Raw genomic sequence first — 26,939 nt, forward strand, 5'->3', positions numbered from 1 at the left:
GGTTGTGTGCACGTCCGCGTGCTCTACCACTGAGAGGAGTCTAACGCGGTGGGGTGCAGGTCCCAGGGGACCTGCACCCCACCCGGTCTACAGCGAGCCGAGGCTCGCCCTAGAGCGTTTCGCAGCGGTCTACTCCTCCGCGCCGGCGTCAGTGACTTCCCAGTCCCATGCGTTCCAGAACACGGTCGGCGCCAGGATCGACGACGTCACGTTCGTGACACGGTCGCTGATCGCGGTGACCTCGGGGAACTGGAAGATGGTGACTCCGTAGAAGTCGGCCCAGAGCTGGGTGTCCAGATCGATCTGCAGGTCGATCTTCTTCTGCTCATCGAACTCGACGTTCAGCTTCGAGACGATCTCGTCGACCGCGGGGCTCGAGTACGAGTTGAGGTTGTTGATGCCTCCGGTCTCGAACGTCGGGAGCGAGTTGGTCACACCGAGGCTCGTGGACTGCCATCCGAACAGCGCGGCGTCGTAGGCGCCGGGCGTGCCCAGCAGGCCGCCCCACTCTTCCGAGCCGCAATCGGTGACGTTGAAGCCCGCCTGGTTGGCCGAGGCCTGGATCAGGGCGAACTCGTTGACACGTCGCGGGTTGTTCGACGCGTACAGGATGCAGACCGAGGTGTCGGTGATGCCCGACTGGGCCAGCAGCGCCTGAGCGCCTGCGATGTCGACGTCCGCGTACGCGTCCGAGCCGTTGGCCGCGACGGACTCGTCGTAGCCTTCCGCGCCGGGCACGAAGATCTGCGAGTTCCGCACGATGGCGTCGTCGCCGATGATCGGCTCGATCAGCGAGGTGACGATCTCCTGACGCGGGATGGTCTTCATGAACGCCTCGCGGACGAGCGGGTTCGAGAAGATGTTCTCCGGGTTCTTGCCGAGGTCGAACTGCAGGTCGACGTGCTCGTAGGTGCCGCCGAGGCTGGTGTCGACGGTGATGCCGTCGATGCCGTCGAGAGCCGTCGTGATGTCGGCGGTCGCCTGCGGCTGGATGATGTCCACTTCGCCGTTCTCCAGCGCCTGAACCGCAGCGAGCGGGTCGGGGATGAAGCGGATCGTGATCTCCTCGATGCTCGGAGCGTTGTCGCCGTTGTACTCGGGGTTGGCCGTCAGCGTGACGAACTGGTCGGCGACGTAGTCGCTGATCATGTACGGGCCGCTGGCGGTCACGAGCTCCGGGTCATCGGGCATCTCAGTGAAGTTGAAGCCGGAGTTCCAGAACGCCGAGATCGGCGCAAGAGCTGCGTCATCCGCGTTCTCGATGGCATCGAGAAGAGCCGTCTTGGCCTCCTCGTTGTCGTCGAGTCCGAGGGCCTTCTTCGCGACGATGTGAGCGGGAAGCATCTCGCCCATGGTCGCGAAGGTGAGCTCCCAGTCCACGAACGGCTGGTCGTAGGTGATCGTCACCGAGCGACCGTCCTCTCCGATGACCGGGGTCTCCGAGACCAGGCCGAGGCCGGAGGTCGGGGTCGCGCCGGAGTCGAAGAAGACCACGTCGGCCGGGAAGGCCTCGGTGAACTCACCGGTTTCGGGATCGATGAAATCGTTCGGGTCGAAGTCGGGGGTGTCCAGCGCGCGCGACTCGGCTGCCCAGTAGAGCATCAGGTCCGCGGCATCGATGGGCGTGCCGTCCGACCAGTTCATGCCCTCGTTGACGGTGTACGTGACGGTCAGCGGGTCTTCGCTGACGAGCTCGTACGAGCCGAACGAGGTGTTCTGAACGAGCTCCGGCGTGTTGTTGTAGTAGTTGAAGCCGTCGAGCACCAAGTAGTTGATGTTGTTGTTGGCGGTGGCGTTGCCGAACGACGTGTTGCCGTTCATCGAAAAGAACGCCTGGTTCCACGCGGCGGTGATGGACGAGCCTTCGACGAGACCGGAGTCGTCGCCGCTGTTGCCGCCGCCATCGGCGGCGCAACCCGAGATCACCAATGCGCCGACAGCGGTGAGAGCCACCGCGGCCGAGATGCGCTTCATTCTCACTGAATCCTCCTGTGCAGGGTTGTGCGCACACGTCAGGGCAAGGCCAGACGGGACGCGGATAGGGAAACCCTAAGCACCCGGTGTGGGATGGTCAAAACTTCCCGCGAAAACGTTACAGAGCCTTAACTCAACAGAGGCCGGATGTGACAATCTGACAAGGTGACCTCGCCGACCCCCCCTTCACCTCAGAGGAAAGCTCCTGCCGCGGCATCCCGAACCCGTTTGTGGTGGGAGATCGGCATCGTCCTCGCCGTCACCGTGGGGCAATCCGCGCTGTACTCGGTCCTCTCTCTCGTGCGCGCGTCGCTGCGCACCACGCCCATCGGGCAGCAGCAGACCCAGCTCAACCCGAATCGGGATGCCGAGGTCCTCTGGAACGTCCTGTACCAGTTCTTGGGCGTCGTGTTCGCGCTCGCGCTGGTCGCCCTGGTCGTGTACCTCCTGTGGGAGCCGGGCTCGAACGCGCTGCGCCGCATCGGCCTGGACTTCACGCGGTTCGGCGGCGACCTGGGGCGCGGCATCCTGCTCGCCGCCGTCATCGGCGTGCCGGGGCTGGGGCTGTACGTCGTCTCGCGGGTCCTCGGGCTGAACGTCGCCGTCGTGGCCTCGCCGTTGGATGCCGCGTGGTGGACGGTTCCGCTGCTGCTTCTGGCCGCGGTGCGGGCGGGGCTCACCGAAGAGGTCATCTTCATCGCGTACCTCTTCGACCGGCTGCGGCGACTCGGGTGGTCGTGGTGGACGATCATCCTGACCACGGCCGCGCTGCGCGGGGCGTACCACGCGTACCAGGGCGTCGGTGCGATCGTCGGCAACTTCGTGCTGGGCGTCGTGTTCGGCTGGTGCTACCGCCGCTGGGGGCGCGTGATGCCCCTCGTGATCGCGCACACGCTGCTGGACATCGTGGCGTTCGTCGGCTATCCGCTCGCGGCCGCACTGTGGCCCGGCGTCTTCGCCCCCTCCCCCTCGCCGACGCCGTCGCCATCCGTGTAGCCCGCGCTCGCTTTCCGCGAGACTGCAACCGCGCCTCCAGACAGCGGGGTTCGCCCACCCGTTCGAGTTGCGGTTGCAGTCTCGCGGGGGTCGCGGCAGCGGAGGCCGAAGGAGCGAGTGCGGCTCCTCCACAGGCCGCTCCGGAGAACATGCGTCCACCGGATCGGCGTGACATCCCGGCAGTCCGCGCGCCGCCGGTCAGAGTGCGGGAATGACGCTGAGCATCGATCCGGGGCCCTCATCATTCCTAGCGGTCTCCTCGCCCATCCCGCTCATCCCCTCGTCGCAGGTGCCGCACGCGGAACGCGACATCGCATACGGCCGTCTCGTGCGGGTTCGGCGAGGGATCCTCGCGCCGGCTTCGCACTGGGCCACGCTCGCGCCCTGGCAGCGCTACGCGGCGCGCGTCCATGCCGCAGCGATGACCCATCCCGGCATCGTCTTCAGCCACGAGTCAGCGGCCGTGATCCTGGGACTGCCGATCTTCGGCGAGCCGCTCGAGGTCCACGCCCAGGATACGCCCGGCACCACATCGCGATTGAGCGGCGGCATCCGGCTGCATACGACGAGGGGCGATCGCGTGATCGTCGACTTGGGCGGGTTGCTGGTCACCTCGCCGCTCGAGACCGCTGTCGACATCGCTCGCGCGAGAAACGGTGCGGTCGGCCTGGCCGTGTCCGATGCCGCCCTGCGCCTCGACCCGCTGCTTTCGGTGGAGGCGCTCGTCGCCCACAACGAGAGCAGGACCAGTAGCCGCGGTCGGAGGGTGGCGCGATGGGTGCTGCACCGGGCGAGCGCGCTTGCGGAGACTCCCCTCGAATCGGTGAGTCGCGCGGCGATCGAATGGCTGGGATTCGAGGAGCCCAAGCTGCAGGTCGAATTCCTCACCGCCGGCGTCGTGGATCGCTGCGACATGTGGTGGGAGACCGTCCGCGTCATCGGCGAGGCGGACGGTGACGTGAAGTACGACGGAACGCTCCAGGCGCCGGCGACGGCGATCCGCAAAGAGAAGGATCGCGATCGGCGTCTTGGCAATCACGCGTCAGGGATCGCCCACTGGGGCTGGGCCGATGTGGCGCGGCTCACCCCGCTGCGGGAGGCGCTTCGACATGCGGGTCTGCATCAGGTGAATCCCGAGGCATCCCGGGAGCTCTTCGCGCTGGGCGCGCTCCTGGGCGGCCGCGGGCGGCAGGGCCGCGAGACTGCAGCGCCGCCTCGAGACTGAGGGGATTACCCGCACTCTCGCGGCGTCTATCCGGTCTCGCGGCCGAGAGGGGCGCGGACGCGCTAGGCGAACGCCTCCACGGGTGGGCACGCGCACACCAGGTTGCGATCGCCGTACGCCTGGTCGATCCGGCGCACCGGCGGCCAGTACTTCGTCCGCACCAGCGAGCGCACCGGGTAGACGGCGAGCTCGCGCGAATAGGGGTGCGCCCACTCCGCCGCGACGACCGCCTCGGCCGTGTGCGGCGCGTTCCCGAGCGGGTTGTCCTCAGCCGGCCACTCCCCCGCCGCGACGGCGAGCGCTTCAGCGCGGATCGCGATCATCGCCTCGATGAACCGCTCGATCTCGGTGAAGTCCTCCGACTCGGTCGGCTCGACCATGAGGGTTCCGGCCACCGGGAAGGACATCGTCGGCGCATGGAAGCCGTAGTCGATGAGCCGCTTGGCGACGTCGTCGACGGTGATGCCCGTCTCGTCCCGCAGTGGCCGCAGATCCAGGATGCACTCGTGCGCGACGAGGCCGCCCTCGCCGGCGTAGAGCACCGGATAGTGGTCCTTCAACCGGGTCGCGATGTAGTTGGCCGCCAGAACCGCGGCGGCCGTGGCATCCCGCAAGCCGTCCAGCCCCATCATCCGAATGTATGCCCACGAGATCGGCAGGATGCCGGCAGAGCCGTGCGGTGCACCCGACACGGCGCCGCCCTGGAAGATCCCGCCCGCATGGTCGGCGCGCTGCGAGAAAGGATGTCCCGGAAGGTACGGTGCGAGGTGTGCCTTGGCCGCCACCGGACCGACGCCCGGACCGCCCCCGCCGTGCGGGATCGCGAACGTCTTGTGAAGGTTCAGGTGCGATACGTCCCCGCCGAGGTCGCCGAAACGCGCGTAGCCGAGGAGCGCGTTCAGGTTCGCGCCGTCCACGTACACCTGGCCGCCCGCGTCGTGCACCGCCTGGGTGATCTCCCGCACGTCCTGCTCGTAGACGCCGTGCGTCGAGGGGTAGGTGATCATCAGCGCCGCCAGCTCCGACTCGTGCAGCGCGATCTTCGCCCGGAGGTCGCCCAGGTCGACGTTGCCCGCGTCATCGCACGCGACCACGACCACCTTCATGCCGGCCAGGACAGCGGATGCCGCGTTGGTGCCGTGCGCGGACGACGGGATCAGGCACACCGTGCGCGTGGGCTCGTCGTTGGCGCGGTGGTACGCGCGGATGGCGAGGAGCCCGGCGAGCTCGCCCTGCGAGCCCGCGTTGGGCTGCAGCGAGACCGCGTCGTAGCCGGTGACCTCGGCGAGCCAGCGTTCGAGCTGCTCGATCATCGCGAGGTAGCCGTGCACGTCGGCCTCGGGCGCGAACGGGTGCACGCGCGAGAATTCGGGCCACGACACGGCGGCCATCTCGGTGGCCGCGTTCAGCTTCATCGTGCAGGAGCCGAGTGGGATCATGCCTCGGTCCAGGGCGTAGTCACGGTCGGCGAGCTGTTTGAGATAGCGCATCATCGCGGTCTCGCTGCGGTGCGTGGTGAACACCGGATGCGTCAGGTACTCGTCCTGGCGCCGCAGCGAGTCCGCGACACCGGCCAGCGGCGTCGCGTCCAGGAACGGCACGTCCCGCTCGCCCCGCTCGTCGGCCGAGGGCAGCCCGAAGGCCCACGCGACGGCGGCGAGGTCGTCGGCCGTGGTGGTCTCGTCGACCGAGACGCCCACGGTCGCGTCGTTCACCCAGAACAGTTGATACCCGCGCGACCGGGCCCGGTCGATCACGTGCCGTGAGGGACCGGGCGTCACGACGCGGATCGTGTCGAAGAACGCATCGGACATCACCGCGAGGTCGTAGGAGCGGAGTCTCTCGGCGAGGGCCTCGGCCTTCTGCGCGACCTCCGTCGCGATCCCGCGAAGCCCGTCGGGGCCGTGGTAGACGGCGTACATCGCGGCCATCACGGCCAGCAGCACCTGCGCCGTGCAGATGTTCGAGGTCGCCTTCTCGCGACGGATGTGCTGCTCACGGGTCTGCAGCGAGAGCCGATAGGCGGGATTGCCTGCGGCATCCTGGGACACGCCGACGAGCCGGCCGGGCAGCTGACGCTCCAGTCCGGTGCGCACGGCCATGTATCCGGCGTGCGGGCCGCCGAACCCGAGCGGTACGCCGAACCGCTGCGTCGTGCCCACGGCGACGTCCGCACCGAGCGAACCCGGCGAGCGCAGCAGTGTCAGCGCCAGCAGATCCGCTGCCACCACCACGAGCCCACCCTGCGCGTGCACCGCAGCCACCGCGTCGGAGGGATCCCACACGCGACCCGATGCTCCGGGGTACTGGACGAAGGCGCCGAACGCTTCGACCTCTTCCACGGTGGCCCGCTCGTACGAGGTGTACTGCAGGCGGATCCCGAGGGCAGCGGCGCGGTTCTCGAGCACCGCCTTCGTCTGCGGCATTGCGTCCGCGTCGACAAGGAACACGTTCGACGCCGACTTCGAGCCGCGGCGGGCCACCAGCATCCCTTCGACCACGGCCGTGGGCTCATCGAGCATCGACGCATTGGCGGTCGCGAGCCCGGTCAGGTCGGTGACCATCGTCTGGAAGTTGATCAGCGCTTCGAGCCGGCCCTGGGAGATCTCGGGCTGATAGGGGGTGTACGCGGTGTACCACGACGGGTTCTCGAGCACATTCCGCGCGATCACCGAAGGGGTGAACGTGTCGTAGTACCCCAGTCCGATCATGGGGCGCGCGACCCGGTTCATCGAGGCGAGCTCGCGCAGCTCCGCCAGCGCCTCGGCCTCGGTCGCGGCGGGCGGGATGTCGGACGTCGTACGCGGGTTCGCGTGGATGGATGCCGGAACCGCGGCCCGCACCAGGGCGTCGACGGTGTCGTATCCCAAAGCGCTCAGCATGCGCGCCTGGGCCGCGGCATCCGTTCCGATGTGGCGATCCGCGAAACCGCGCAGCCGCGCGGTCGAACCATCGGGCACGCTCGCGCTCACGCGTCGCCGCCGGTGAGCGCGACGTAAGCCTCACGATCGAGCAGTTCGGAGCTGTCGGAGGTGTCGACCTGGAGCTTGATGAGCCATCCGCCCCCGTACGGGTCGGCGTTGACCAGCGACGGGTCATCGACGACGGCCTGGTTGATGCCGACGACGTCGCCGGTGAGAGGCGCGTAGAGCTCGCCGACCGATTTCGTGGACTCGATCTCACCGACGACCTGCCCGGCGGAGACGCCGGAGTCCACCGCGGGCAGATCGATGAAGACGACATCGCCGAGTTTGTCGGCCGCGTAGTCGGTGATGCCGATCGTGGCGACGTCGCCGTCGAAGGCGATCCACTCATGCTCGGCGGTGTACTTGAGGCTGTTCAGGTCGGTCACTTCTTCCTCCGGTGTGTGCTCGGGTGGATCACGAAACGCGCCGCGCGGGTTACGCAGCGCGCCGGTAGAACGGCAGGGCGGTGACGGTCGCGGGAATGCGTGTTCCGCGCACGTCGATGAACAGGGTCGTGCCGGGGGCGCTCAGCGCGGGTGAGACGAACGCCATGGCGATCGGATGCCCGAGGGTCGGGCTCAACGCGCCGCTGGTGATCTCGCCCACCACGGCGCCGGAATGGTCGAGCACGGCGTAGCCGGCGCGGCCGGCGCGCTTGCCCTCGGCGACGAGTCCCACGAGCACGGGCGCCTCCGTTGCGCTCGCATCGACCAGTCCGGCTCGGCCGACGAAGTCGTCTTTGTCGAGAGCGACGACGCGGGCGAGGCCTGCCTGCGCCGGCAGGATCTCGCGCGAGAGCTCGTGGCCGTACAGCGGCATGCCCGCTTCCAGTCGCAGCGTGTCCCGTGCGGCAAGGCCCGCGGGCACCAGCCCGTGCGGCTCGCCGGCGGCCCGCAGCGCGTCCCACAGCGCCGCGGCGGAGTCGTTCGGGATGAGCAGCTCGTACCCGTCCTCGCCCGTATAGCCGGTCCGGGCGATCAGCACCGGTCGGTCCTCGAAGCTCGCGGCGACCGCGGCGTAGTACGTGAGCTCGTTCAGCGGGAGGGTGAATCCGCGCAGCCCGGAGGTCGCATCCAGCACGGCGCGCGCCGCCGGACCCTGGACGGCGACGAGGGAGTAGTCCTCGGTCGCGTCGACCACCCGCACGTCTCTGCCCTCAGCCGCCTCGGCGAGCGCCGCCGCCACGGCGTCGCGATTGCCGGCGTTGGCGATGACGAGGAACATCTCGTCCTCGAGACGGTAGACGATCAGGTCGTCGACGATCCCGCCGTGCTCGGCCAGCAGCAGCGAATACTTCGCCCTGCCGACGGTCAGCGTGGAGTGCCGACCGGCCAGCGCGTAGTCGAGGTACTCCCCTGCCCCGGCGCCCGAGACGAAGAACTCCGCCATGTGCGAGATGTCGAACAGACCCGCCGCCGTACGCACGGCGTGGTGCTCGGCGAGGTCGGAGGTGTACCGGACCGGCATCGCCCAGCCGCCGAAGTCGGTGAACGAGGCGCCGAGCGTCTCGTGGCGATCGCGGAGGGGTGTGTAACGGGGCTGCGTCATGAGTTCTCCCGGTCTCGTACGGGCAGACGCCGATCGGCGCCTGTGAACTCCCCCTCTGTCATGGGCCTGAGAGCTTCGCCTCGGCATCCCTCTGCAATGAGCGGATGCCGGGACTTTCACCGTCGGCGGATCCCCGGAGGAATCGCTTTCCAGAGCGGCCGAGCCCGGGCGGTACGCATACCTGAGAGATTGGCGGGGAGGCTTGCTCCTTCGGTGCTCGGCTCACGTGCTGCCGAGGCTCTCCCGTCCGGGTTGTTGGCCTTATTGACTTGCCGTGCCAGCATAGCGTCCGCGTCCCCGTGGCGGTCAGCCCGCACAGCGCCCGGACGAAACGGCATCCGTCCATGCCGCGGCCCCGGCCAGGACCGGTTCGAGTTCGGCCGTCGTCATCGCGTAGCCTCGGTCGGCGTCGGCCTCGGCGCGCGCGAAGACCACCCCGCCCACCGCTCCGTCCGCCGTCAGCAGGGGTCCGCCCGAGTTGCCGGGATTCACCTGCGCCGCGAGGGCGTAGATCTCGCGCAGTGCCGAGGACTCACCGTAGATGTCGGGCACGGCCGCCGAGCCCGACGAGAGCACCTCGGCGTTCACCATCACGAACGGTCCGCCGAACGGGTAGCCCTGGATCACTCCGGCCGTTCCCGGTGCGAGCGGGGGCACCACCGGCAAAGGGTCGGCGTCGAGTCCGTCGACGGCGACCAGGGCGAGGTCATCGATCGGGTCGAAGTAGACGATCCGGCCCTCGCGCGCGGGCTGGCCGGGCAGCTCGACGATGGGCGTCTCGACTCCGGCGAGGACGTGCGCATTCGTCACCACGCGGTCCGGTGCGATCACGAAGCCCGAACCCGTGGCACTCGTGCCGCACGCGAAGGCGATGCCCGACACGCGGGCGACGGATGCCGCGGCCTCGGCCAGCACGGGATCATCCAGCGCCACGGGCGGAGCGCTGGGCTGGATGTCGAGTTCGAGCAGGTCGCCCAGCCGCGGGAGCGCGTCATCCATCACCGCCGACCGCACGCGAGCGAGGGCCTCCGCGACCGGCGCGGGTGTCACCGATGAGATCGTGCGCAGCACCTGCGAGGACTTCAGCGCGGTCGACAGGACGGGCGTCCCGGTCGCCGCGACGCTCGAGCCGATCAGGCTCAGCGACAGCGCGCCGGCGAGCACCGCGAGCCCGCCGCCGAGCAGGCGGTCCAGGACCCGAAGCGGCGTCCGGTCGACACCGCGACGCAGGGCGGCGCCGAGCGCCCCGATGGCGGTGGCCCCGCCCACCAGCAGCACGAGCACCAGCACGACCACGGCCAGGACGCGGGTGCTCGGCCACGGCCAGAGATCGTTCACGATCGGCACGAGCCAGAAGGCCGCCAGCCCACCCAGCACAATACCGATCAGGACGCCGAGGCTCGCGAGCAGCCCGCGCTGGAGGCCGACGACGAGCGCGAGGACGAGCAGCCCGATCAGCACGATGTCGATGACGAGCACGCTCTCCCCCATCTCCTTCGACGCCGACCCGGGCGTTCAGCGTAGCTCCTGCACATTCCGCAGCCCCTGGGTGCGCGCTGTGGGATGACACCTCGGGAAGAAATTTGCACTTCGGGTCAGAGTGACACTAAGATCGAACCGAGGTAATGGTCATGATGACACAAACAAGTCTGAGCCCCGCCCCCTCGAGTGCACCCACCGCACCGGAAGAGGCGACGCGCGTCGCGGTGTCCACCGTGATCTTCACGCTGCGCCGCGATCCGCTCGATGACCAGACCGTGGTCCTGCCCCTGGTCCGCCGCACGCGCGACCCCCACGAGGGTCTCTGGGCGCTTCCGGGCGGCTGGCTGAACCCCACCGAGAGCCTCGATGCCGCGGCATCCCGCACCCTCGCCGAGACCACGGGAATCGCGCCGAGCTACCTCGAGCAGCTGTACGCGTTCGGCGCCGTCGACCGCTCCCCCGCCCGAGTCGTCTCGATCGTCTATTGGGCGCTGGTCCGCCCCGACGAGATCCCCAACGATGTCGTGGAGAACGTCTCGTGGTTCGACGCCGCCGAGTTGCCGCGCCTGGCCTTCGATCACAACGAGATCGTCGAGTACGCCCTCTGGCGGCTGCGCAACAAGGTCGGCTACAGCCGGATCGCGCACGGGCTCCTGGCCGACGCCTTCACCCTCGCGGAGCTGCGCGAGGTCTACGAGTCGATCCTGGGGCGACGTCTGGACCCCGCGAACTTCCGCCGCCAGGTGGAGAACTCCGGGACGCTGATCCCGACCGACCGCTTCCGCACCGGCAGCCACCGACCCGCGCGGCTGTACCGCTACAACCAGGACGTCGAACTCGCAGACCGCGGGCCGCTCGTCGTCCGTCACTGAACCTCTCGAGATCGAAACGAGCACGCGATGTCCGCAACAATCCTCACCCTCCAGCCTCGCTCGGCCGACCCATCCGTCGACCACACGATCCAGGCGATCGTGGCCGGCGCATCGACCACGGAGACGTGCAACACGGACCTCGCTGCGGGGCCGTGGAACTTCGACGCGCGCCCGGGCTACGGCCCCGGGTCCTCGATGGGTGATGTCATCCCGACGGGGTCTCCCCGCCAGGGCGAGCTGCCGGTGGAATACCGCGACGCATCCGCGGAGGAACTCGACGTGCGTGTGCGGGCGGCCAAGGAGAGGCTCGGCGACCGGGTCAAGATTCTGGGCCACTTCTACCAGCGCGAAGAGGTCGTACGTCACGCCGACTACGTCGGTGATTCGTTCCAGCTGGCCAACGCCGCCAAGGCTCACCCCGAGGCCGAGGCGATCGTCTTCTGCGGCGTGCACTTCATGGCCGAGACCGCCGACCTGCTCTCGGGGCCCGAGCAGGCGGTCATCCTGCCGAACCTCGCCGCCGGCTGTTCCATGGCCGACATGGCCGACATCGACCAGGTCGAGGAATGCTGGGAGCAGCTCGCCGAGGTCTACGGGGACATGGACGCTCCGGATGCCGAGGGCCTGGTCCCCGTGATCCCGGTCACGTACATGAACTCCTCCGCCGCGATCAAAGGCTTCGTGGGGCGCCACGGGGGCATCGTCTGCACGTCCTCGAATGCGCAGACCGTTCTGGAGTGGGCGTTCGCGCGCGGACGCCGCGTGCTCTTCTTCCCCGATCAGCACCTCGGCCGCAACACCGCGAAGGCGATGGGCGTGCCCCTGGAGCAGATGCCCATGTGGAACCCGCGCAAGCCCCTGGGCGGGGCCACACCCGAGGAGCTCGAGCAATCGCGCGTGATCCTCTGGCACGGCTTCTGCTCGGTGCATCGCCGTTTCACGGTCGAGCAGATCGACAAGGCCCGCGCGGAGCACCCGGGCGTACGCGTGATCGTGCACCCCGAGTGTCCGATGGCCGTCGTCGATGCCGCCGACGAATCCGGATCCACCGACTACATCCGCCGCGCGATCGAGGGCGCCACGGAACCCACGACGTTCGCGATCGGAACCGAGGTCAACCTCGTGCAGCGGCTCGCGGCGGACAACCCCCAGCACACGATCTTCTGCCTCGACCCGGTGGTGTGCCCTTGCTCGACGATGTACCGCATCCACCCGGGCTACCTGGCATGGGTGCTCGAGGGTCTTGTCGCCGGTCACGTCCTCAACCGCATCACGGTGCCTCAGGACGTCGCCGGTCCGGCCCGGCTCGCCCTCGAACGGATGCTGGCGGCCAAGCCGCCGGCCGCACCGGCATCCGGATGGGAGAACGCCTCGTGATGGCATCGCCCCCGGAATCGCCCGAAGGCGCGGCACCGCGAGGGTCGCGGCAGGATGCGGTCCACGCGATCGTCGTCGGCAGCGGCATCGCCGGCCTCACGGTCGCCCTGCACGCGCTCCAGCACGGCTGCCGGGTCACCCTGGTCACCAAGGACGTGCTCGAGCACGCCAACACCCGCTACGCGCAGGGCGGGATCGCCGGCGTCATGTTCGAGGACGACCGCGCCGAGGATCACGTCCGCGACACGCTGACCGCCGGTGCCGGACTCAGCGACCCTCAGGCGGTGCGCGTGCTCGTCGACGAGGGCCCGGCACGCATCCGCGAGCTCATCACCCTCGGCGTCGAGTTCGATCGCAACTCCGAGGGCGCCTTCGTGAAGGGGCTCGAAGCCGCCCATTCCTACCCGCGCATCCTGCACTCCGGCGGAGATGCCACCGGCACTGCCATCGAGAAGGCGCTGGTCGCGCAGCTGCGGGCCAGCAGCGTACGGGTGATCGAGCACGCGTTCCTGGTGGATCTCGTGCGGGCCGGTGAGCGCGTGACCGGGGTCGACCTGCTGATCGGCGATCCGGGACCGGTTGCCGGGTCATCGGACGTCGCGTTCCGCGAGCGGATCGCCGCTGACGCCGTCGTGCTGGCGACGGGCGGTGCCGGCGAGCTGTACGCGCACACCACCAATCCCGCGGTGGCGACCGGAGACGGCATCGCCGCGGCGCTGCGCGCGGGCGCGGAGGTCACCGACCTCGAGTTCTTCCAGTTCCACCCGACGGTGTTGGAAGGCAAGTCCGGCGCCGCCGGGTTGGCGGGCAAGGCTGTCGCCGCGGTATCGGAAGGCAGCGCCGCCGAGACCGCCGGGGGTGGATCGTTCCTCGTGTCCGAGGCCGTGCGCGGTGAAGGGGCGACTCTGATCGACGAGACCGGACGCCGCTTCGCCTTCGACGCGCACCCCGACGGCGAACTGGCGCCGCGCGATGTCGTGGCGCGTGCGATCGCACGGCAGATGGAGGCGCAGGACGGACGTCCGGTCTTCCTCGACGCCACGCATCTGCGGGCGACGCCGGAAGCGGTCGCGGAGTTCCTCGCCCGCCGGTTCCCGACGATCGACCGCGCCGTGCGCGAGCGGGGCCTGGACTGGTCCCGGGAACCGATTCCGGTGACACCCGCCGCGCACTACCTGATGGGCGGCGTGACGACCGATCTGGCGGGGCGGACGAGCCTTCGCGGCCTCTATGCGGTCGGCGAGGTCGCGCGCACCGGAGTGCACGGAGCGAACCGCCTGGCATCGAACTCCCTCCTGGAAGGCGCTGTCTTCGGTGCACGCGCGGGCGACGCCATCGCGTCGGACGCGGCATCCGGTTCCTGGCCGGCGAGCCGGGACCGCGGCGGCCCCGACGCGACCGTCACGATCCCTGAGCGCGTCGACGGGTCGCGACCTCTCAACACCTTCGGTGACGACGACGCCGTCCCCCTGTTCAGCCGCGCCGCGCTGCAGGAGCTGATGTGGGAGGACGCCGGACTCGTCCGCGACGCGGCAGGGCTCGAGCACGCGGCATCCGTTCTGGCCTCCTGGCGCGCACACCGGCGCGCCCCGCGCAGCGAAGCCGAGTTCGAGGACGAGAACCTCCTCGTGGTCGCCGGAGAGCTGGTCGGCGCGGCCCTGCGCCGCCGCGAGTCGGTCGGAGCGCACTTCCGCCGCGACGCCGCGGCACCCGACCGCCCTCCGGTCGCCGCCGCCGCCGTGCTGGCCGGCAGGGTCGCCTGATGCTCACCAGGACGACGATCGATCGCGTCGTCAGTGCCGCGCTCGAAGAGGACGCCCCGTGGGGCGACCTGACCAGCGAGATGCTCATCCCCGCGACGGCGACCGGGCGTGCCGAACTCGTCGCACGCGAATCCGGAGTCTTCAGCGGGGGCGACGTGTTCCGCGCTGCCTTCCGCCTCACTGATCCGGCGATCGCCGTGGAGCTGCGCGTCGCCGATGGCGACACCTTCACACCGGGCGATGTCCTGGCCGTCGTGTCCGGCCCGGCTCGCGGGCTGCTCACGGCCGAGCGGATCGGCTTGAACTTCGTGCAGCGGATGTCGGGGATCGCGACGCTGACCGCACGATACGTCGCCGAAGTGGCCCATACGGGCGCCCGCATCGCCGACACCCGCAAGACGACGCCGGGTCTGCGCGCCTTCGAGCGGCACGCGGTCGTCAACGGCGGGGGCCACAACCACCGCTATTCGCTCTCGGATGCCGTCATGGCCAAGGACAATCACCTTGCGGTGCTGGCGCAGAAGGGCGTGTCGGTGACGGCGGCGCTGCAGGGCGCGATCGCACGCCTGTCCCACACCACCCACGTCGAGGTGGAGGTGGACCGTCTCGATCAGATCGAGCCGGTCCTCGCCGCGGGCATCGGCACGATCATGCTGGACAACTTCTCGCTCGATGACCTGCGCCGCGGCGTCGAGCAGGTCGCCGGCAGAGCCACGGTCGAAGCATCCGGGGGCGTCGCCCTGGAGACGGTGCGGGCGATCGCCGAGACCGGCGTGGATGTCATCTCGGTCGGCGCGCTCACGCACTCGGCGCGTGCGCTGGACCTCGGCCTCGACATCCGCGTCTCATAGGGGGCGCCGTGAGCATGCTGTATCTCGACAACGCCGCCACGACGCCCGTCCGGCCCGAGGTGCTCGAGGCGATGATGCCGTTCCTGACGCGCTGGTTCGGGAACCCGTCCAGCCACCACACGGTCGGCGAAGCCGCCGCGGACGCGCTGCGGAACGCACGTGCTCGCGTGGCCCTCGTGCTCGGGATGCGGCCCAGCGACGTCATCTTCACCTCCGGTGGCACCGAGGCGAACAACCTCGCGGTCAAGGGCATCGCGATCGCCGCCCAGTCCGGGCGCAACGCCCGTCACCTGATCAGCACAGCGATCGAGCATGAGTCGATCCTCGAGTCGGCCGACTACCTGGCCCGCGTCCACGGTTTCGAGGTGACCCTGCTTCCGGTCGACCGGTTCGGGCGGGTCGCGCCGGCCGATGTCGCGGCGGCGGTGCGTGAGGACACCGCTGTGGTCTCGCTCGGCTACGCGAACAACGAGACCGGCACGGTGCAGGACATCGTCGCCATCGCAGCGGCGGTCGGCACCACCGGCCGGCGTGTGCCGGTGCACATCGACGCGGTGCAGGCTGCCGGATGGCTGCCGCTGAACGCGGCGGAGCTGGGGGTCGACGCGGTCTCGCTGGCCGGGCACAAGCTCGGCGCGCCGAAGGGAACCGGCGTGCTGGCCGTGCGCGCGCGCGTTCCGCTGGAGCCCCTGCTGCACGGCGGCGGGCAGGAACGCGGCCGCCGGAGCGGCACCGAGGACGTGGCCGGCGCCGTCGGGTTCGCCACTGCGCTGGAGCTCGCTGAGGCGGAGCGCGCCGAAGCCTCCGCGCGGGTCGCGGACCTGCGCGACCGGTTCATCGCCCGCGTGCTGGCCCAGGTCCCGACCGCGCGCCTCACCGGTGACCCGGCCCACCGCCTCCCGGGAACGGCGAGCTTCACCTTCACCGGGACGAGCGGCGAAGCGGTCCTGCTCGAGCTGGAGCGCCGCGGCGTCGTCTCCTCGAGCGGCTCTGCCTGCGCCGCGGGCAGCGACGAGCCCTCGCACGTCCTGCTGGCGATGGGTGTGCCGCCCGACGAGGCGCAGACCGCGGTGCGGTTCACCTTCCCGCATCGCCTCGAGGAACCTCTGGATGCCGTGGCAGACGCGGTCGCGGCATCCGTCGTCGCCGTACAATCGGGCGGGTGAGCACCCCCGCCGCGGTCACCATCATCGTGCCCGGCTACGACATCGCCCGGTACGCGTCCGAGGCTCTCGCGTCGCTGCGCGCGCAGCGCATGACCGACTGGACGGCGATCCTCATCGACGACGCGTCGACGGATGCCACGGCGGATGTGTTCGCCGAGGCCGCCGCCGCCGATCCGCGGTTTCGGCTCGTGCGGCACGAGCACCAGGCGGGACTCGGCGCGGCCCGCAATACCGGTCTCGATCTGGTTGAGACGCCCTTCCTCGGTTTCCTCGATGCCGATGACGTGTTCACGCCGCATGCGCTGGAGCGACTGGTGGGCGTGCTCGATCAGAGCGGCAGCGACTTCGCTCTCGGCGCCTACGCGCGGCTGCGGCCGGACGCCGCCGGCGGCTACGTGATCAGCGACGTGCAGTCGTGGGTGCGCGCCTCCAGCGCGCCCGAACGGCGCGGCACGACGATCGACGAGCACCCCGAGGCGTCCGGCAACATCGTGGCGTGGTCCAAGGTGAGCCGCACGGACTTCTGGCGACGCACCGGTCTGCGATTTCCCGAAGGACGCCTGTACGAGGATCAGATCGTGGCGCAGCAGATGTACGCGGCGGCACGTCGGTTCGACACGGTGCCCGACGTTGTGGCGCACTGGCGCGTCCGGGCGGACGGATCCTCGATCACCCAGCGCGAGGCGCACCTGGACGTGCTGCTGGACTGCCTCGAAGCGATGGAGACGGGACTGCGCGTCCTGGAATCGTCGGGGCATCCGCTGGCCGCGCAGGCGCGGGTCGGACAGCTCCTGCGCATGGACGTCCCCCGCCTCGCGCAGATCGCACGCACCCATCCGGATGCCGCGTACCGCCGCGCGCTCGGAGCCTTCACCCGCGAGGTGTGGGCGCGCGCCGGCAGCGCACGCACGGCCCTGGACGCGGCATCCGCCACCGTCGTCGACGCCGCGAGACTCTGGTAGTCCGGCAGGCTAGTGGTCGCTGAGACGGGGCCACGCCTCGTCGTCGGCCAGGTCGTCCGCGAGGACCGGCAGCGGTCCGGTCAGCGACAGCGAGCCGGCGAGCAGGACCAGCGGATCGTCCGCAGCGACCGGCGTGGGCTCGCCCGGCGCGCGGTCGGCACGCCGGATCGGCAGGGAGCCGAGCGGCTCGGTCGCTTCGACCTCGAGGATGCGCGACGCTGCGAGCTGCTGGGCCGCCAGCTCTGCGTACAGCCCGCCTTCGGCGATCAGCGCCGAGTGCGTGCCCGACTCGACGATGCGACCGGCGTCGACGACGTGGATCACGTCGGCGCCGATCACGGTCGAGAGGCGGTGCGCGATCGACAGCGTGGTCCTGCCCCGGGCGGCGGCGTCCAGGGCTTCCTGCACGACGCGCTCCGAGACCGTATCCAGCGCCGACGTCGCCTCATCGAGCAGAAGCACGGGCGGGTCCTTCAGCAGGACGCGCGCGATTGCGATGCGCTGCTTCTCTCCCCCGGACAGCCGATAGCCGCGCTCCCCCACGATCGTGTCGTAGCCCTCGTCGAACCCGGAGATGATGTGGTGGATGTTCGCGGCGCGGCACGCCTCCTCCAGTTCCGCCTGGGTCGCCTCCGGCTTCGCGTAGAGGAGGTTCTCGCGGATCGTGGCGTGGAAGAGGTAGGTCTCCTGCGAGACGATGCCGACGTGGTCGATGATCGACTCCTGCGTCAGCCTGCGGACGTCCTCTCCCGCGAAGAGCACCTCGCCGCCGGACGCCTCGTACATGCGCGGCGTCAGGTAGAGGACGGTCGTCTTTCCCGCTCCCGAAGGGCCGACAAACGCCACGTGCTGCCCGGGCTCGGCGGTGAACGATACGCCGCGGAGGGTGGGCGAGGCGTCCATGCCGGCATCCGGGTAGCGGAAGATGACGTTCCGGAACTCGATGCGGCCGATCGGGCCCGGCGCCGCCGAGACCGGTATCGCGTCCGGCGCGTCGCTGATCGCCGGAACGAGGTCGAGGTACTCGAAGATGCGGGCGAACAGGGCGCCGGAGGTCTGCACGTCCAGCGCCACGCGCATCAAGCCCATCAGCGGCATGAGCAGCCGAGCCTGCACCGTGGTGAACGCGACGACCGTGCCGGCGGTGATCGCGTCGGTTCCGCCGGTGATGAGATAGCCCGAGACGAGGTAGATCACCGCGGGGACGCTGGCCATGAGCACCTGCACGACCGCGAAGAATCCTTGGCCGCTCATCGCGCGGCGCACCTGCAGGCGCACCTGGTTGACGTTCTCGGCGCCGTAGCGGGCGGACTCCGTCCGTTGCCGGTTGAAGGACTTCGACAGCAGGATGCCCGAGACGCTCAGCGTCTCCTGGGTGATGGAGGTCAGCTCCGACAGGGACTCCTGCGTCTCGCCCGCGATGCGCGCGCGCACCTGCCCGACGCGCCGCTGGACGACCACCAGGATCGGCATCATCACGACAGCGATGATCGTCAGCCGCCAGTCGATGATGATCATGGCCACCAGCGACGCGATCACCGTGACGACATTGCCGAGGATGCTGGTCACCGTGTTGGTGAGCACACCCGAGACGCCGCCGACGTCGTTCTGCAGCCGGGATTGGATGACTCCGGTCTTGGTGCGGGTGAAAAAGCCCAGCTCCATCGCCTGGAGGTGCTCGAAGAGCTTCACGCGCAGGTCCCCGGTGACGCGGTTGCCGACCGTCGAGGTGAACCACGTCTGCAGCACGCCGAGTCCGGAGGAGAGCACGAACAGCCCGACCATGATCAGCACCAGCCGCAGCAGCAGCGCCAGGTCCGGCCCGCTGCCGTCGACAGGGAAGAGCGCGTCATCGAAGATCCGCTGCACGATCAAGGCGGGCACCACGGCGATCGCGGCACCCGCGATCACGAGGATTCCGGTCAGCGCGATCCGCATCCGATACGGACGGAACAGGCCGATGACGCGGCGTCCCAGGTGCGGGATGCGCGGGGCGTCGGCGTTGAGCTTCTTCTGCGCCTCGATGTCGACCGGGCGGAATCGTGCCGCCGGTCCGCCGCCTCGCCCGCCCATGCTCACGCCTGCAAGCCTACGCACGGGTGCACGGGCGAGGGCGGGATGTTCACCCGAGCCCGGTCACGAGGTTGATCACCGTGGCGAGGATGACCGCTCCGAACAGGTAGGCGAGCAGGGTCTGGCCGATGACGATGCGGCGCATCTCGCTCGTGCTCAGATTCGTATCGGCGATCTGGTACGTCATGCCCAGCCCGACGGCGACATAGATGAAGTCGGTGTACATCGGATCCTCGGCCTGGTTGAAGCTGATCCCGCCGACCGGCTCGCGGTAGTACACGTTCGCGAGCCGCAGCATGTAGTCCACCTGGATCAGGGCCCACGACGACGCGACGCTGAGGACGCTGATACCGGCCAGGAGGAACGACTCGAACTGCGACGTGTTCCGAGTCTCCAGGAGCACGACGGCGACCGCCCCCAGGCTCGCAACGCTGCCGAGTACCGCGATCGCCCTCGCGAGAGGGCGACCGGGATCCTCCGTGGTCGCATGTCGGCGCGTCTGGACGGCATCCATCGGCCAGACCGTCAGCAGCAGCCAGGCGACCCCGACGACGCACAGGGCGGCCCAGCCCGCCAGCAGGCCTGCCGCGATGCCCAGAAAGGGTGTCGTGATCGCCCCGACCGCCACTCCCACCACGGCCCCGACGAGCAGTCGCGCGTACAGGGTCACTCGGCTGAGACGGCGTGGCATAACCGCATGTTTTCACGCCGCGCGGGAATGCGGCGCCCGACGGGCCAGTTAGGTTGAGAGTTCGCCCTGTTTCGTGTGACCCGCCGATGGATGGCTGTCCTGCACGTCCGTCCTCGAGGAGACCTCCCCATGGCCGCCACCGATATCTCTGCACGCACCGAGGGCGTCCGCGTACCGCCGACCGGCGGGGTTCTCAGCCGCGCGGACAGCCGGATCATCTGGCTCCTGCTCGGGGCCGCCTTCGTCGCGATCCTCAACGAGATGACGATGGGGGTGGCGATTCCCCACCTCATCAGCGACCTCGGGATCACCGCCGTCGCTGCGCAGTGGCTGACCACAGCGTTCATGCTGACGATGGCCATCGTCATCCCGATCTCGGGATTCCTGCTGCAGCGATTCACCACGCGCGCCGTCTTCATCACCGCGATGAGCCTGTTCTCCCTCGGCACGCTGGTCGCGTTCGTGTCTCCGGGATTCCCCCTGCTCCTGGTGGGGCGGGTGGTTCAGGCATCGGGTACGGCGATCATGATGCCGCTCCTGATGACGACCCTGATGACTCTGGTCCCCGCGCACTCGCGCGGGCGGATGATGGGTCGCGTCAGCGTGGTCATGTCGCTCGCCCCCGCCATCGGTCCGACCCTGTCGGGCCTGCTTCTGGATACCGTCGGCTGGCGATGGATCTTCGGCATCGTGCTGCCCATCGCACTGGTCGCCCTCGGCGTCGGAGCGCTCTGGATCCACAACCTGGGTGAGCCGACGCGTGTCGCGATCGACGTGCCGTCGATCATCCTGTCGGCCCTCGGGTTCGGCGGCCTCGTCTTCGGTCTCAGCCAGATCGGCGGGCCGGCCGCGAGCGCAGGCGGTGCTGCCGCCGCCGCTGCGGCCGACGCCCTCTCGACCACGACGCTGATCGCATCGTTCAGCATCGGGGCCGTCGCACTCGGGCTGTTCGTCTGGCGTCAGCTGCTGCTGCAGCGCACCGATCGCGCCCTGCTCGATCTGCGTGTCTTCCGGTCGCTGAACTTCTCGTTGTCGATCGTGCAGATGGCGCTGCTCTCGCTCGCCTTCTTCGGAACGCTGACCGTCGTGCCGCTCTACCTGCAGACGGTCCTCAAGGTCACCGCCCTGGACACCGGTCTGATCGTGCTGCCCGGTGCGCTCGCGATGGGGCTTGCCGCTCCGCTGATCGGCCGGATCTACGACCGGTTGGGCACCCGGGTTCTGCTGGTCCCCGGCTCACTCCTGTCCGTCGTCATGCTCTGGACCTTCACGACGTTCAACGAATTCACCCCGGTGTGGATGATCGCGCTCGGCCACACGGCACTGTCCACCGGGCTCGCGCTGTCGTTGACGCCTCTGTTCACGGCGTCTCTGGCCTCGCTGCAGCCGCGCTTCTACTCGTACGGCTCCGCCGTGCTGAGCACGGTCCAGCAGGTCGGGGGCGCCGCGGGCATCGCGCTGATGATCACGATCATGTCGGGCGTGAGCGCGTCGTCGATCGCCGCGGGCGCGTCTGAAGCCGCCGCGGGCGCGGCAGGGGCGCAGGCAGCGTTCACGATCGCGGCGCTCGCCTCGCTGCCGCTCATCGTGGGAGCCTTCCTGATCCGCAAGCCCGTCGACGCGCCGTCCGCTCCCCTCGGCATCCACTGACCGCTCCGACGTCGCGGGCCGGATCGGCGGATTCACTCTCGTCTGAGCGCCGCCCGCATGCCATGCTGAGCGTTGCCCCGGCTTGGCCGGCAGGCACGTGAGGAGGAACCCCGGCTGTGATCGTTCACCCGCCCGCCGTCGCCGGCGCCGTCGGCCCTGTTGCCGAGATGTACGAAGCAGACCTGCGAGAGGATGGCTTCGTTTCGAGCGTGACGCAGGCGATGGCCATCAATCCCGACGCCCACTCCGCGTTCGAGTCGCTGATCAACGCGATCGTGCCCTCGATCGGAGTGCGCACGTACGAGTTGGCGACCCTCGCCGCGGCGCGGGGAATTCCGTCGCCGCATTGCCTGCTCGCGCACGGCCGCAAGGCGCTTCGCGCGGAGGCGCTGGAAGAGGATCAGCTCGAACGGGTCGCGATCGATTTCGAATCGGCCGGCCTGGACGAGGCGGACGTCGCGGTCATGCGCTTCGCCGCGAAGATCTCGACCGATGTGGCGTCGATGACGGATGCCGATTCGCAGGTCCTTCGCGACCACGGGTTCACCGACCGTCAGATCGTCGACATCGCACTGGCCGCGGCCGCGCGCAACTACCTCAGCCGCGCGCTGCGCGCCCTGGCGGTGCCGGTGCAGGACGTGCCCGGCCTGAGTCCTCGGCTGGCGACCGCGCTCCTGTCCCCGGTGCCCAGCTGAGCGCTGCGGCCCCGGCGACGATCAGTGGTGGATGAACGCCTTCAGCACCACGATCACGAGCCCGAATGCGGCGGTGGTGAGCGCGCTCGCCAGCCGCAGCCAGAAGTGGCGCGTCCACTTCCGGACCGCAAGCCAACCCAACAGCCCGAGTGCGACCGTATCCACGATCAGAGCGGTCCAGACCGCCACGTCATCGTCGACGACCCGGGTGACCCCGAGCAGGAGCACGGCGATCGGCGCAAGCGAGATCACCAGCATCCCCAGAGAATGGCGGGCGGCAGCAGCCAGGCTCTGCCGCAGGCCGGCCTTCCCCTCGGTCACGGCGAGCCGCGCGAGCGTACCGGCGTAGACGTGCGCGGCGAAGAAGACCAGCACCGTCACGACGACAGTTACCAGCGCACTCAACGATGTGCCCGTCAGGTTGTAGCTGACGACGATCATGCCGGACACGAGGATGAGCCCGTAGACGGCCTCTTCCGACATGAGGATGCGGGAGACACGCGGGCTCGTGCCCAGTAGCTCTTCGTCGCTCATCCCCGCCTCCCCTTACAGAGTGTCAGACGGGGATGCTGTCCTGCGGGCGGGGTTTCGTCGGCGCGCGGTGTCGCGGGGTGCGCGTCAGTTGGCCGTACCGCAGGCCGAGCCGCCGCAGCAGGAGCCGCCGGCTTCGGCCACCGTAAGGAGGTTCTTGTCCTCGGCGATGGGCTCGAGGGTGACGGCGGCGGGCTGCTGCGAAGTGGTCATGGCCTCATCGTAGTCGGGCCGCTGCCCGGCCGGCGCATCACGACAGCGCGACTCCGCCGGTCTGGCACGTCGGGCAGTACTGCGCCGCGGCCCCCGAGAACGTGAGCTCGCGGATCTGATCTCCGCAGACCGGGCAGATCGCACCGGTCCTGCGGTGGACCTGCAGGGCCGCATGCTTGGCGGCGCGGAGCTCCGAGGGTGCGATCCCGCGCCGCGCTTCGGTCGCGTTCGCGAGGATCTGATGGGTCTGCTCGGCCAGACGTGCGACCTCGGCGGTGCTCAGGCCGGCCGCGTGGGTCAGCGGCGAGATCTTCGCGGCGTGCAGGATCTCGTCCGAATACGCATTGCCGATGCCCGCGAACGCCGTCTGGTCCTGGAGCAGCGCTTTGATCTGCTTCTTCCGTCCGGCCAGCACGCTCGCGAACCGCACCTCGTCGAAGTCGCCGGAAAGCGGGTCGAGGCCGAGCTTCGCCACGGCCGGCACATCGGTGACCAGCGGGACGATGTGCACCGTCAGCGCTTTCCACTGCCCGGCGTCGGTCAGATCGAAGCCGGATCCGTCCTCGAGCCGAAAACGAGCCATCAGCGTCGCATCCCCCGCGCGCTTGAGGCCCTCTGGCGCCAGGTCGTGCCACAGGACCCAGCCGTCGTGGCCGAAGTGCACGATCACGTGCAGCATGCCTCCAACCTCGTCGGCGGTCGCGATATCGATCATCTTGCCGAGCCGGGTCACATCGGTGATGCGACGGCCGGCCAGATCGGCGGGCGCGGGATGCTGCGTCTTCAGCGCCTTGGGCAGGAGCACGTCGGCGGTCCGGATCACGCGTCCGTTCGTATGTGCGCGCAGGAACGACGTCAGCTCCTGGACCTCGGGTGACTCCGGCATGGGCCCATGATTCCACGGGACCCGACCTGCGCTCGATCCGCACCTGACCGGTCGGCTGTGCGTGCGGAGGTTAGGCCTGCGCGCTTCGCAAGACAACCCCTTGGCTCCATGACGGCCACCGACCACCATGGAAGGATGCTGCGTCTGCACTACACGGGAGACTCGGTGCTGGTCGCCGACCAAGTAGGCGACGCACTCGTCGAGTACGCCCGTGCGCTGGCCGACGCGAAGACCGCCGACGTGGTGGTCGTTCCGGTCGTCGTCGCCGACGGTCGCGTGGAAAAGGCCGAGTTCCTGCTCGGTCCGGCCAGCCAGCTCTATCTCACCCCGGCGCAAGACGTCCGCGATGTGGACGCCGATGGCGAGGTCGTCGCGGACCTGAAACGACGCACGCGCAATCTGCAGACTTCCGTGACGTTCTCGCCGGAGGCGCCCCCCACGCAGATCCCGTTCGATCACGACGCGTCGTAGCCGGACGGCCGCTCAGGAGACGCGGAGTTCCTCGGGCTCGACGACGATGTCCACGAGAGCGCCGTTGCGCCATACGGTCATCTCGATGCGACGACCGATCGCGTGCTCGACCATGAGGCGCTGGATGCCGGTGGCGCTGGTCACCGGTGTGCCGTCGACGGAGATCACGATGTCGCCGGGCCGGGCACCGGCCGTGGCCGCTGGACTGTTGGCGACCACGGAGGCGACCTGCATTCCGGTGCGGGAACCGATCCTCGCCGCGAGCTCGGGTGTCAGATTGATCTCCGCGCCCGCCACGCCGAGCCACGCCCGCCGGACCCTGCCGCGGGCGATGAGCGCGTCGATGATCTCGCGCGTGGTGGCGTTGATCGGAACGGCCAGTCCCAGCCCGATCCCGGCGACTGCCGTGCTGACGCCCACCATGCGTCCGGCGCTGTCGGCGAGAACACCGCCGCTGTTGCCGGGATTGAGCGAGGCGTCGGTCTGAATCACCTCGTCGACCACCCGCCCCGCGCGCGTCGGCAGGGAGCGCCCGAGCGCCGACACGATGCCCGCCGTGACGCTGCCCGCCAGCCCCAGCGGGTTGCCGAGCGCGACCACGAGCTGTCCGACACGGAGCGTGGAGGCATCGCCCCATGGCACCGGGGGCGGGACCTCGCCGTCCGCGCGGAGCACGGCGAGGTCGGACAGCGGGTCGCTGCCCACGACGCGCGCGGGGAGCACCGACCCGTCCGAGAAGGCCACCTCCGCGCGGTCGGCGCCGGCGACGACGTGCGCGCTGGTCAGCAGGTGCGAGTCCGTGGAGATCACCGAGGCGCTCCCGGCACCCTCGCCGCGGGCCGTGCGGACGGAGACAGCGGCGACGGAGGGCAGGAGGGTCTCTGCGATCCGCACCACCGCGGAGGAGTACGCGTCAAGGGCGTCGTCCTGGTCCATGCGACCATTCCAGCACCGCGCGGACGCCGCATGGCCGCGTTCGCGCAGAGCGCACGGTGACAGCATCCGACGCCCCGCCGCGGGTCAGAGCCGCGTGTCCCACGGGATGCGGCTGTGGCCGAAGACCAGCACGTCAGCGTCGGGAAACGCGGCATCCGTTCGTGCGTCCCGCCGCTGCGCGTCGCCGGTCACGTGGATGACTGCGAAGCGGACGCCCCCGATGCCGCGCCGGCTACACGATGCCGAGGGCGAGCATCGCGTCGGCGACCCGGGTGAACCCGGTGATGTTCGCGCCCGCGACGTAATTGCCGGGGTTGCCGTACTCGTCGGCGGTGTGCAGGCACCGGTCGTGGATGGACCGCATGATCTCCGCGAGGCGCCGCTCGGTGTACTCGAAGGTCCAGGAATCACGAGACGCGTTCTGCTGCATCTCCAGCGCGCTGGTGGCAACACCACCCGCGTTCGCAGCCTTGCCGGGCGCGAAGCGCACGCCCGACTCCGCGAACACGCGGATCGCCGCGGGCGTCGAGGGCATGTTGGCGCCCTCCGCGACGATGACGCAGCCGTTGCGTGCCAGGGTCAGCGCCGCGGACTCGTCCAGCTCGTTCTGCGTCGCGCACGGCAGCGCGATGTCGCACGGCACGTCCCAGATCGATCCCGTCGCGCTGAACACCGCGCGGTTCCGGCGGGCCGCATAGTCGGTGACCCGTCCACGCTGCGCCGTCTTGATCTCTTTCAGCAGGTCCAGGTCGATGCCGTCCTCGTCCACGACGTATCCCGAAGAGTCCGAGCACGCGATCACAAGTCCACCGAGCTGGCGCACCTTCTCGATGGCGTAGATGGCGACGTTCCCGGAGCCGGAGACGACGACCCGTTTGCCCTCGAACGAGCCGCCCTCGGCCCGGAGCATCTCGTCGACGAAGAACGCCAGGCCGTAGCCGGTGGCCTCGGTCCGCACCTGCGAACCACCCCAGGTCAGACCTTTGCCGGTGAACACGCCGGACTCGTAGCGGTTGGTGATGCGCTTGTACTGGCCGAACAGGTAGCCGATCTCGCGGCCCCCCACGCCGATGTCCCCCGCGGGCACGTCGGTGTACTCGCCCAGGTGCCGATACAGCTCCATCATGAACGACTGGCAGAAGCGCATGACCTCGGCGTCGGACCGCCCCTTCGGATCGAAGTCGGAGCCGCCTTTCGCGCCACCGATCGGCAGTGCGGTGAGTGCGTTCTTGAAGATCTGCTCGAAGCCCAGGAACTTCACGATGCCGAGGTACACGGTCGGGTGGAACCGCAATCCGCCCTTGAAGGGTCCGAGCGCCGAGTTGAATTCCACACGGAAACCGCGGTTCAGCTGGGCGCGGCCGCTGTCATCGACCCACGGCACACGGAAGATGATCTGACGCTCGGGCTCGCAGAGCCGGCGTATCACCTCGGAGTCGGCGTAGTCCGGGTGCTTGGCCACGACGGGTCCGAGACTCTCCAGCACCTCACGGACGGCCTGATGGAATTCCGTCTCTCCCTGATTCCTGCCGACGACCTCATCGAACACGGAAACAAGACGGTCGTCGAGCACAGCCACAGCAGATCTCCATTCCGGCGGACGCTCGAATC

Annotated in this window: 23 protein-coding genes, 1 pseudogene and 2 riboswitches; of the genes and pseudogenes, 11 read left to right on the plus strand and 13 right to left on the minus strand. The window is 69.5% G+C overall.

Features of this window, described 5'->3' with window-relative positions; genetic code table 11:
• Positions 1 to 129: 129 nt before the first annotated feature.
• On the minus strand, positions 130 to 1,974 hold the full coding sequence (locus tag ABD655_RS11580; RefSeq protein WP_344714102.1) for an ABC transporter family substrate-binding protein: 1,845 nt from the start codon (positions 1,972 to 1,974) through the stop codon (positions 130 to 132).
• 165 nt (positions 1,975 to 2,139) lie between these two features.
• Here ABD655_RS11580 and ABD655_RS11585 point away from each other — a divergent pair, with 165 nt between their 5' ends.
• Together ABD655_RS11585 and ABD655_RS11590 are read left to right on the plus strand one after the other, a co-directional pair.
• Positions 2,140 to 2,970: a CPBP family intramembrane glutamic endopeptidase gene (locus ABD655_RS11585; protein ID WP_378721072.1), complete on the plus strand. Its 831-nt coding sequence runs from the start codon at positions 2,140 to 2,142 to the stop codon at positions 2,968 to 2,970.
• A gap of 211 nt (positions 2,971 to 3,181) precedes the next feature.
• The gene (locus ABD655_RS11590) at positions 3,182 to 4,195 is read left to right on the plus strand and encodes a hypothetical protein (protein ID WP_344714106.1); all 1,014 of its coding nucleotides are present in this window, start codon (positions 3,182 to 3,184) and stop codon (positions 4,193 to 4,195) included.
• A gap of 62 nt (positions 4,196 to 4,257) precedes the next feature.
• On the opposite strand, the gene gcvP is transcribed toward ABD655_RS11590, so the two are convergent.
• The 4 genes from gcvP to ABD655_RS11610 all read right to left on the minus strand — a co-directional run bounded on the left by gcvP (position 4,258) and on the right by ABD655_RS11610 (position 10,200).
• Positions 4,258 to 7,077: an aminomethyl-transferring glycine dehydrogenase gene (gene gcvP, locus ABD655_RS11595; RefSeq protein WP_378721205.1), complete on the minus strand. Its 2,820-nt coding sequence runs from the start codon at positions 7,075 to 7,077 to the stop codon at positions 4,258 to 4,260.
• Positions 7,078 to 7,163: 86 nt separating this feature from the next.
• The gene (gene gcvH / locus ABD655_RS11600; RefSeq protein ID WP_344714108.1) at positions 7,164 to 7,547 is read right to left on the minus strand and encodes a glycine cleavage system protein GcvH; all 384 of its coding nucleotides are present in this window, start codon (positions 7,545 to 7,547) and stop codon (positions 7,164 to 7,166) included.
• 49 nt (positions 7,548 to 7,596) lie between these two features.
• Positions 7,597 to 8,709 carry a glycine cleavage system aminomethyltransferase GcvT gene (gene gcvT / locus ABD655_RS11605; protein ID WP_344714110.1) on the minus strand — a complete coding sequence of 371 codons (1,113 nt, stop codon included), beginning with the start codon at positions 8,707 to 8,709 and terminating at the stop codon, positions 7,597 to 7,599.
• Positions 8,710 to 8,754: 45 nt separating this feature from the next.
• Positions 8,755 to 8,868, minus strand: a riboswitch (glycine riboswitch).
• Positions 8,869 to 8,965: riboswitch (glycine riboswitch) on the minus strand.
• A gap of 50 nt (positions 8,966 to 9,015) precedes the next feature.
• Complete coding sequence (locus ABD655_RS11610; protein WP_344714112.1) at positions 9,016 to 10,200, minus strand: MarP family serine protease; 1,185 nt, start codon at positions 10,198 to 10,200, stop codon at positions 9,016 to 9,018.
• Between the two features lie 143 nt (positions 10,201 to 10,343).
• Between ABD655_RS11610 and ABD655_RS11615 the strand changes: the two genes are divergently transcribed.
• From ABD655_RS11615 to ABD655_RS11640, 6 genes are read left to right on the plus strand one after another with little or no spacing between them, the layout of a single operon-like run.
• Entirely contained in the window at positions 10,344 to 11,063 is a 720-nt protein-coding gene (locus tag ABD655_RS11615; RefSeq protein ID WP_378721206.1) for an NUDIX hydrolase, read from the plus strand.
• Between the two features lie 27 nt (positions 11,064 to 11,090).
• Entirely contained in the window at positions 11,091 to 12,440 is a 1,350-nt protein-coding gene (gene nadA, locus ABD655_RS11620) for a quinolinate synthase NadA (RefSeq protein WP_344714114.1), read from the plus strand.
• Positions 12,440 to 14,203, plus strand: coding sequence for an L-aspartate oxidase (locus tag ABD655_RS11625; protein WP_344714116.1), 1,764 nt, complete (start codon positions 12,440 to 12,442; stop codon positions 14,201 to 14,203). Before nadA ends, ABD655_RS11625 begins: the two co-directional genes overlap by 1 nt.
• Positions 14,203 to 15,054 carry a carboxylating nicotinate-nucleotide diphosphorylase gene (nadC, locus tag ABD655_RS11630; protein WP_344714118.1) on the plus strand — a complete coding sequence of 284 codons (852 nt, stop codon included), beginning with the start codon at positions 14,203 to 14,205 and terminating at the stop codon, positions 15,052 to 15,054. Before ABD655_RS11625 ends, nadC begins: the two co-directional genes overlap by 1 nt.
• Positions 15,055 to 15,068: 14 nt before the next feature.
• The gene (locus ABD655_RS11635; protein ID WP_344715826.1) at positions 15,069 to 16,220 is read left to right on the plus strand and encodes a cysteine desulfurase family protein; all 1,152 of its coding nucleotides are present in this window, start codon (positions 15,069 to 15,071) and stop codon (positions 16,218 to 16,220) included.
• Positions 16,217 to 17,182, plus strand: a complete 966-nt coding sequence (locus ABD655_RS11640; protein WP_344714120.1) for a glycosyltransferase family 2 protein — start codon at positions 16,217 to 16,219, stop codon at positions 17,180 to 17,182. The genes ABD655_RS11635 and ABD655_RS11640 overlap by 4 nt, the downstream gene beginning before the upstream one ends.
• A gap of 9 nt (positions 17,183 to 17,191) precedes the next feature.
• On the opposite strand, the gene ABD655_RS11645 is transcribed toward ABD655_RS11640, so the two are convergent.
• A complete protein-coding gene (locus ABD655_RS11645) occupies positions 17,192 to 19,255 on the minus strand; it encodes an ABC transporter ATP-binding protein (protein WP_344715827.1) in 2,064 nt (687 codons plus the stop codon).
• A 49-nt stretch (positions 19,256 to 19,304) separates the two neighbouring features.
• Complete coding sequence (locus ABD655_RS11650) at positions 19,305 to 19,946, minus strand: DUF1345 domain-containing protein (RefSeq protein ID WP_344714122.1); 642 nt, start codon at positions 19,944 to 19,946, stop codon at positions 19,305 to 19,307.
• A gap of 129 nt (positions 19,947 to 20,075) precedes the next feature.
• Here ABD655_RS11650 and ABD655_RS11655 point away from each other — a divergent pair, with 129 nt between their 5' ends.
• Both ABD655_RS11655 and ABD655_RS11660 read left to right on the plus strand, forming a co-directional pair.
• Positions 20,076 to 21,596, plus strand: a complete 1,521-nt coding sequence (locus ABD655_RS11655; protein ID WP_344714124.1) for a DHA2 family efflux MFS transporter permease subunit — start codon at positions 20,076 to 20,078, stop codon at positions 21,594 to 21,596.
• A 116-nt stretch (positions 21,597 to 21,712) separates the two neighbouring features.
• Positions 21,713 to 22,291: a carboxymuconolactone decarboxylase family protein gene (locus ABD655_RS11660; protein ID WP_344714126.1), complete on the plus strand. Its 579-nt coding sequence runs from the start codon at positions 21,713 to 21,715 to the stop codon at positions 22,289 to 22,291.
• 21 nt (positions 22,292 to 22,312) lie between these two features.
• On the opposite strand, the gene ABD655_RS11665 is transcribed toward ABD655_RS11660, so the two are convergent.
• The 3 genes from ABD655_RS11665 to ABD655_RS11675 form a co-directional block, all read right to left on the minus strand.
• Positions 22,313 to 22,825: a hypothetical protein gene (locus ABD655_RS11665; RefSeq protein WP_344714127.1), complete on the minus strand. Its 513-nt coding sequence runs from the start codon at positions 22,823 to 22,825 to the stop codon at positions 22,313 to 22,315.
• An 84-nt stretch (positions 22,826 to 22,909) separates the two neighbouring features.
• Entirely contained in the window at positions 22,910 to 23,035 is a 126-nt protein-coding gene (locus tag ABD655_RS11670; protein WP_344714128.1) for a hypothetical protein, read from the minus strand.
• Between the two features lie 37 nt (positions 23,036 to 23,072).
• Positions 23,073 to 23,921: an Fpg/Nei family DNA glycosylase gene (locus tag ABD655_RS11675; RefSeq protein ID WP_344714129.1), complete on the minus strand. Its 849-nt coding sequence runs from the start codon at positions 23,919 to 23,921 to the stop codon at positions 23,073 to 23,075.
• Positions 23,922 to 24,056: 135 nt separating this feature from the next.
• On the opposite strand from ABD655_RS11675, the gene ABD655_RS11680 reads away from it, so the two are divergent.
• Positions 24,057 to 24,392 (plus strand): hypothetical protein, encoded by a 336-nt coding sequence (locus ABD655_RS11680; protein ID WP_344714130.1) that lies wholly within the window; start codon positions 24,057 to 24,059, stop codon positions 24,390 to 24,392.
• A 12-nt stretch (positions 24,393 to 24,404) separates the two neighbouring features.
• Here ABD655_RS11680 and ABD655_RS11685 read toward each other — a convergent pair whose 3' ends face one another.
• The 3 genes and pseudogenes from ABD655_RS11685 to gdhA all read right to left on the minus strand — a co-directional run bounded on the left by ABD655_RS11685 (position 24,405) and on the right by gdhA (position 26,907).
• On the minus strand, positions 24,405 to 25,328 hold the full coding sequence (locus tag ABD655_RS11685; RefSeq protein ID WP_344714131.1) for a S1C family serine protease: 924 nt from the start codon (positions 25,326 to 25,328) through the stop codon (positions 24,405 to 24,407).
• A gap of 93 nt (positions 25,329 to 25,421) precedes the next feature.
• Positions 25,422 to 25,562, minus strand: a pseudogene (locus ABD655_RS11690) (metallophosphoesterase family protein); the annotation flags it as partial.
• Positions 25,561 to 26,907 (minus strand): NADP-specific glutamate dehydrogenase, encoded by a 1,347-nt coding sequence (gene gdhA / locus ABD655_RS11695; RefSeq protein ID WP_344714132.1) that lies wholly within the window; start codon positions 26,905 to 26,907, stop codon positions 25,561 to 25,563. The gene gdhA and the pseudogene ABD655_RS11690, both read right to left, overlap by 2 nt.
• Positions 26,908 to 26,939: the final 32 nt, after the last annotated feature.

This window comes from Microbacterium terregens (genome assembly GCF_039534975.1).
Taxonomy (GTDB): Bacteria; Actinomycetota; Actinomycetes; order Actinomycetales; family Microbacteriaceae; genus Microbacterium; species Microbacterium terregens.

Bases quoted from the DNA above. Each gene is read 5' to 3' on its own strand.
- ABD655_RS11580 (WP_344714102.1), bottom strand. From the start codon at position 1,974: ATGAAGCGCATCTCGGCCGCGGTGGCTCTCACCGCTGTCGGCGCATTG.
- ABD655_RS11590 (WP_344714106.1), top strand. From the start codon at position 3,182: ATGACGCTGAGCATCGATCCGGGGCCCTCATCATTCCTAGCGGTCTCC.
- gcvP (WP_378721205.1), bottom strand. From the start codon at position 7,077: ATGCTGAGCGCTTTGGGATACGACACCGTCGACGCCCTGGTGCGGGCC.
- gcvT (WP_344714110.1), bottom strand. From the start codon at position 8,709: ATGACGCAGCCCCGTTACACACCCCTCCGCGATCGCCACGAGACGCTC.
- ABD655_RS11610 (WP_344714112.1), bottom strand. From the start codon at position 10,200: ATGGGGGAGAGCGTGCTCGTCATCGACATCGTGCTGATCGGGCTGCTC.
- ABD655_RS11615 (WP_378721206.1), top strand. From the start codon at position 10,344: ATGACACAAACAAGTCTGAGCCCCGCCCCCTCGAGTGCACCCACCGCA.
- nadA (WP_344714114.1), top strand. From the start codon at position 11,091: ATGTCCGCAACAATCCTCACCCTCCAGCCTCGCTCGGCCGACCCATCC.
- ABD655_RS11625 (WP_344714116.1), top strand. From the start codon at position 12,440: ATGGCATCGCCCCCGGAATCGCCCGAAGGCGCGGCACCGCGAGGGTCG.
- nadC (WP_344714118.1), top strand. From the start codon at position 14,203: ATGCTCACCAGGACGACGATCGATCGCGTCGTCAGTGCCGCGCTCGAA.
- ABD655_RS11635 (WP_344715826.1), top strand. From the start codon at position 15,069: ATGCTGTATCTCGACAACGCCGCCACGACGCCCGTCCGGCCCGAGGTG.
- ABD655_RS11645 (WP_344715827.1), bottom strand. From the start codon at position 19,255: ATGGGCGGGCGAGGCGGCGGACCGGCGGCACGATTCCGCCCGGTCGAC.
- ABD655_RS11650 (WP_344714122.1), bottom strand. From the start codon at position 19,946: ATGCCACGCCGTCTCAGCCGAGTGACCCTGTACGCGCGACTGCTCGTC.
- ABD655_RS11655 (WP_344714124.1), top strand. From the start codon at position 20,076: ATGGCCGCCACCGATATCTCTGCACGCACCGAGGGCGTCCGCGTACCG.
- ABD655_RS11665 (WP_344714127.1), bottom strand. From the start codon at position 22,825: ATGAGCGACGAAGAGCTACTGGGCACGAGCCCGCGTGTCTCCCGCATC.
- ABD655_RS11670 (WP_344714128.1), bottom strand. From the start codon at position 23,035: ATGACCACTTCGCAGCAGCCCGCCGCCGTCACCCTCGAGCCCATCGCC.
- ABD655_RS11675 (WP_344714129.1), bottom strand. From the start codon at position 23,921: ATGCCGGAGTCACCCGAGGTCCAGGAGCTGACGTCGTTCCTGCGCGCA.
- ABD655_RS11680 (WP_344714130.1), top strand. From the start codon at position 24,057: ATGCTGCGTCTGCACTACACGGGAGACTCGGTGCTGGTCGCCGACCAA.
- ABD655_RS11685 (WP_344714131.1), bottom strand. From the start codon at position 25,328: ATGGACCAGGACGACGCCCTTGACGCGTACTCCTCCGCGGTGGTGCGG.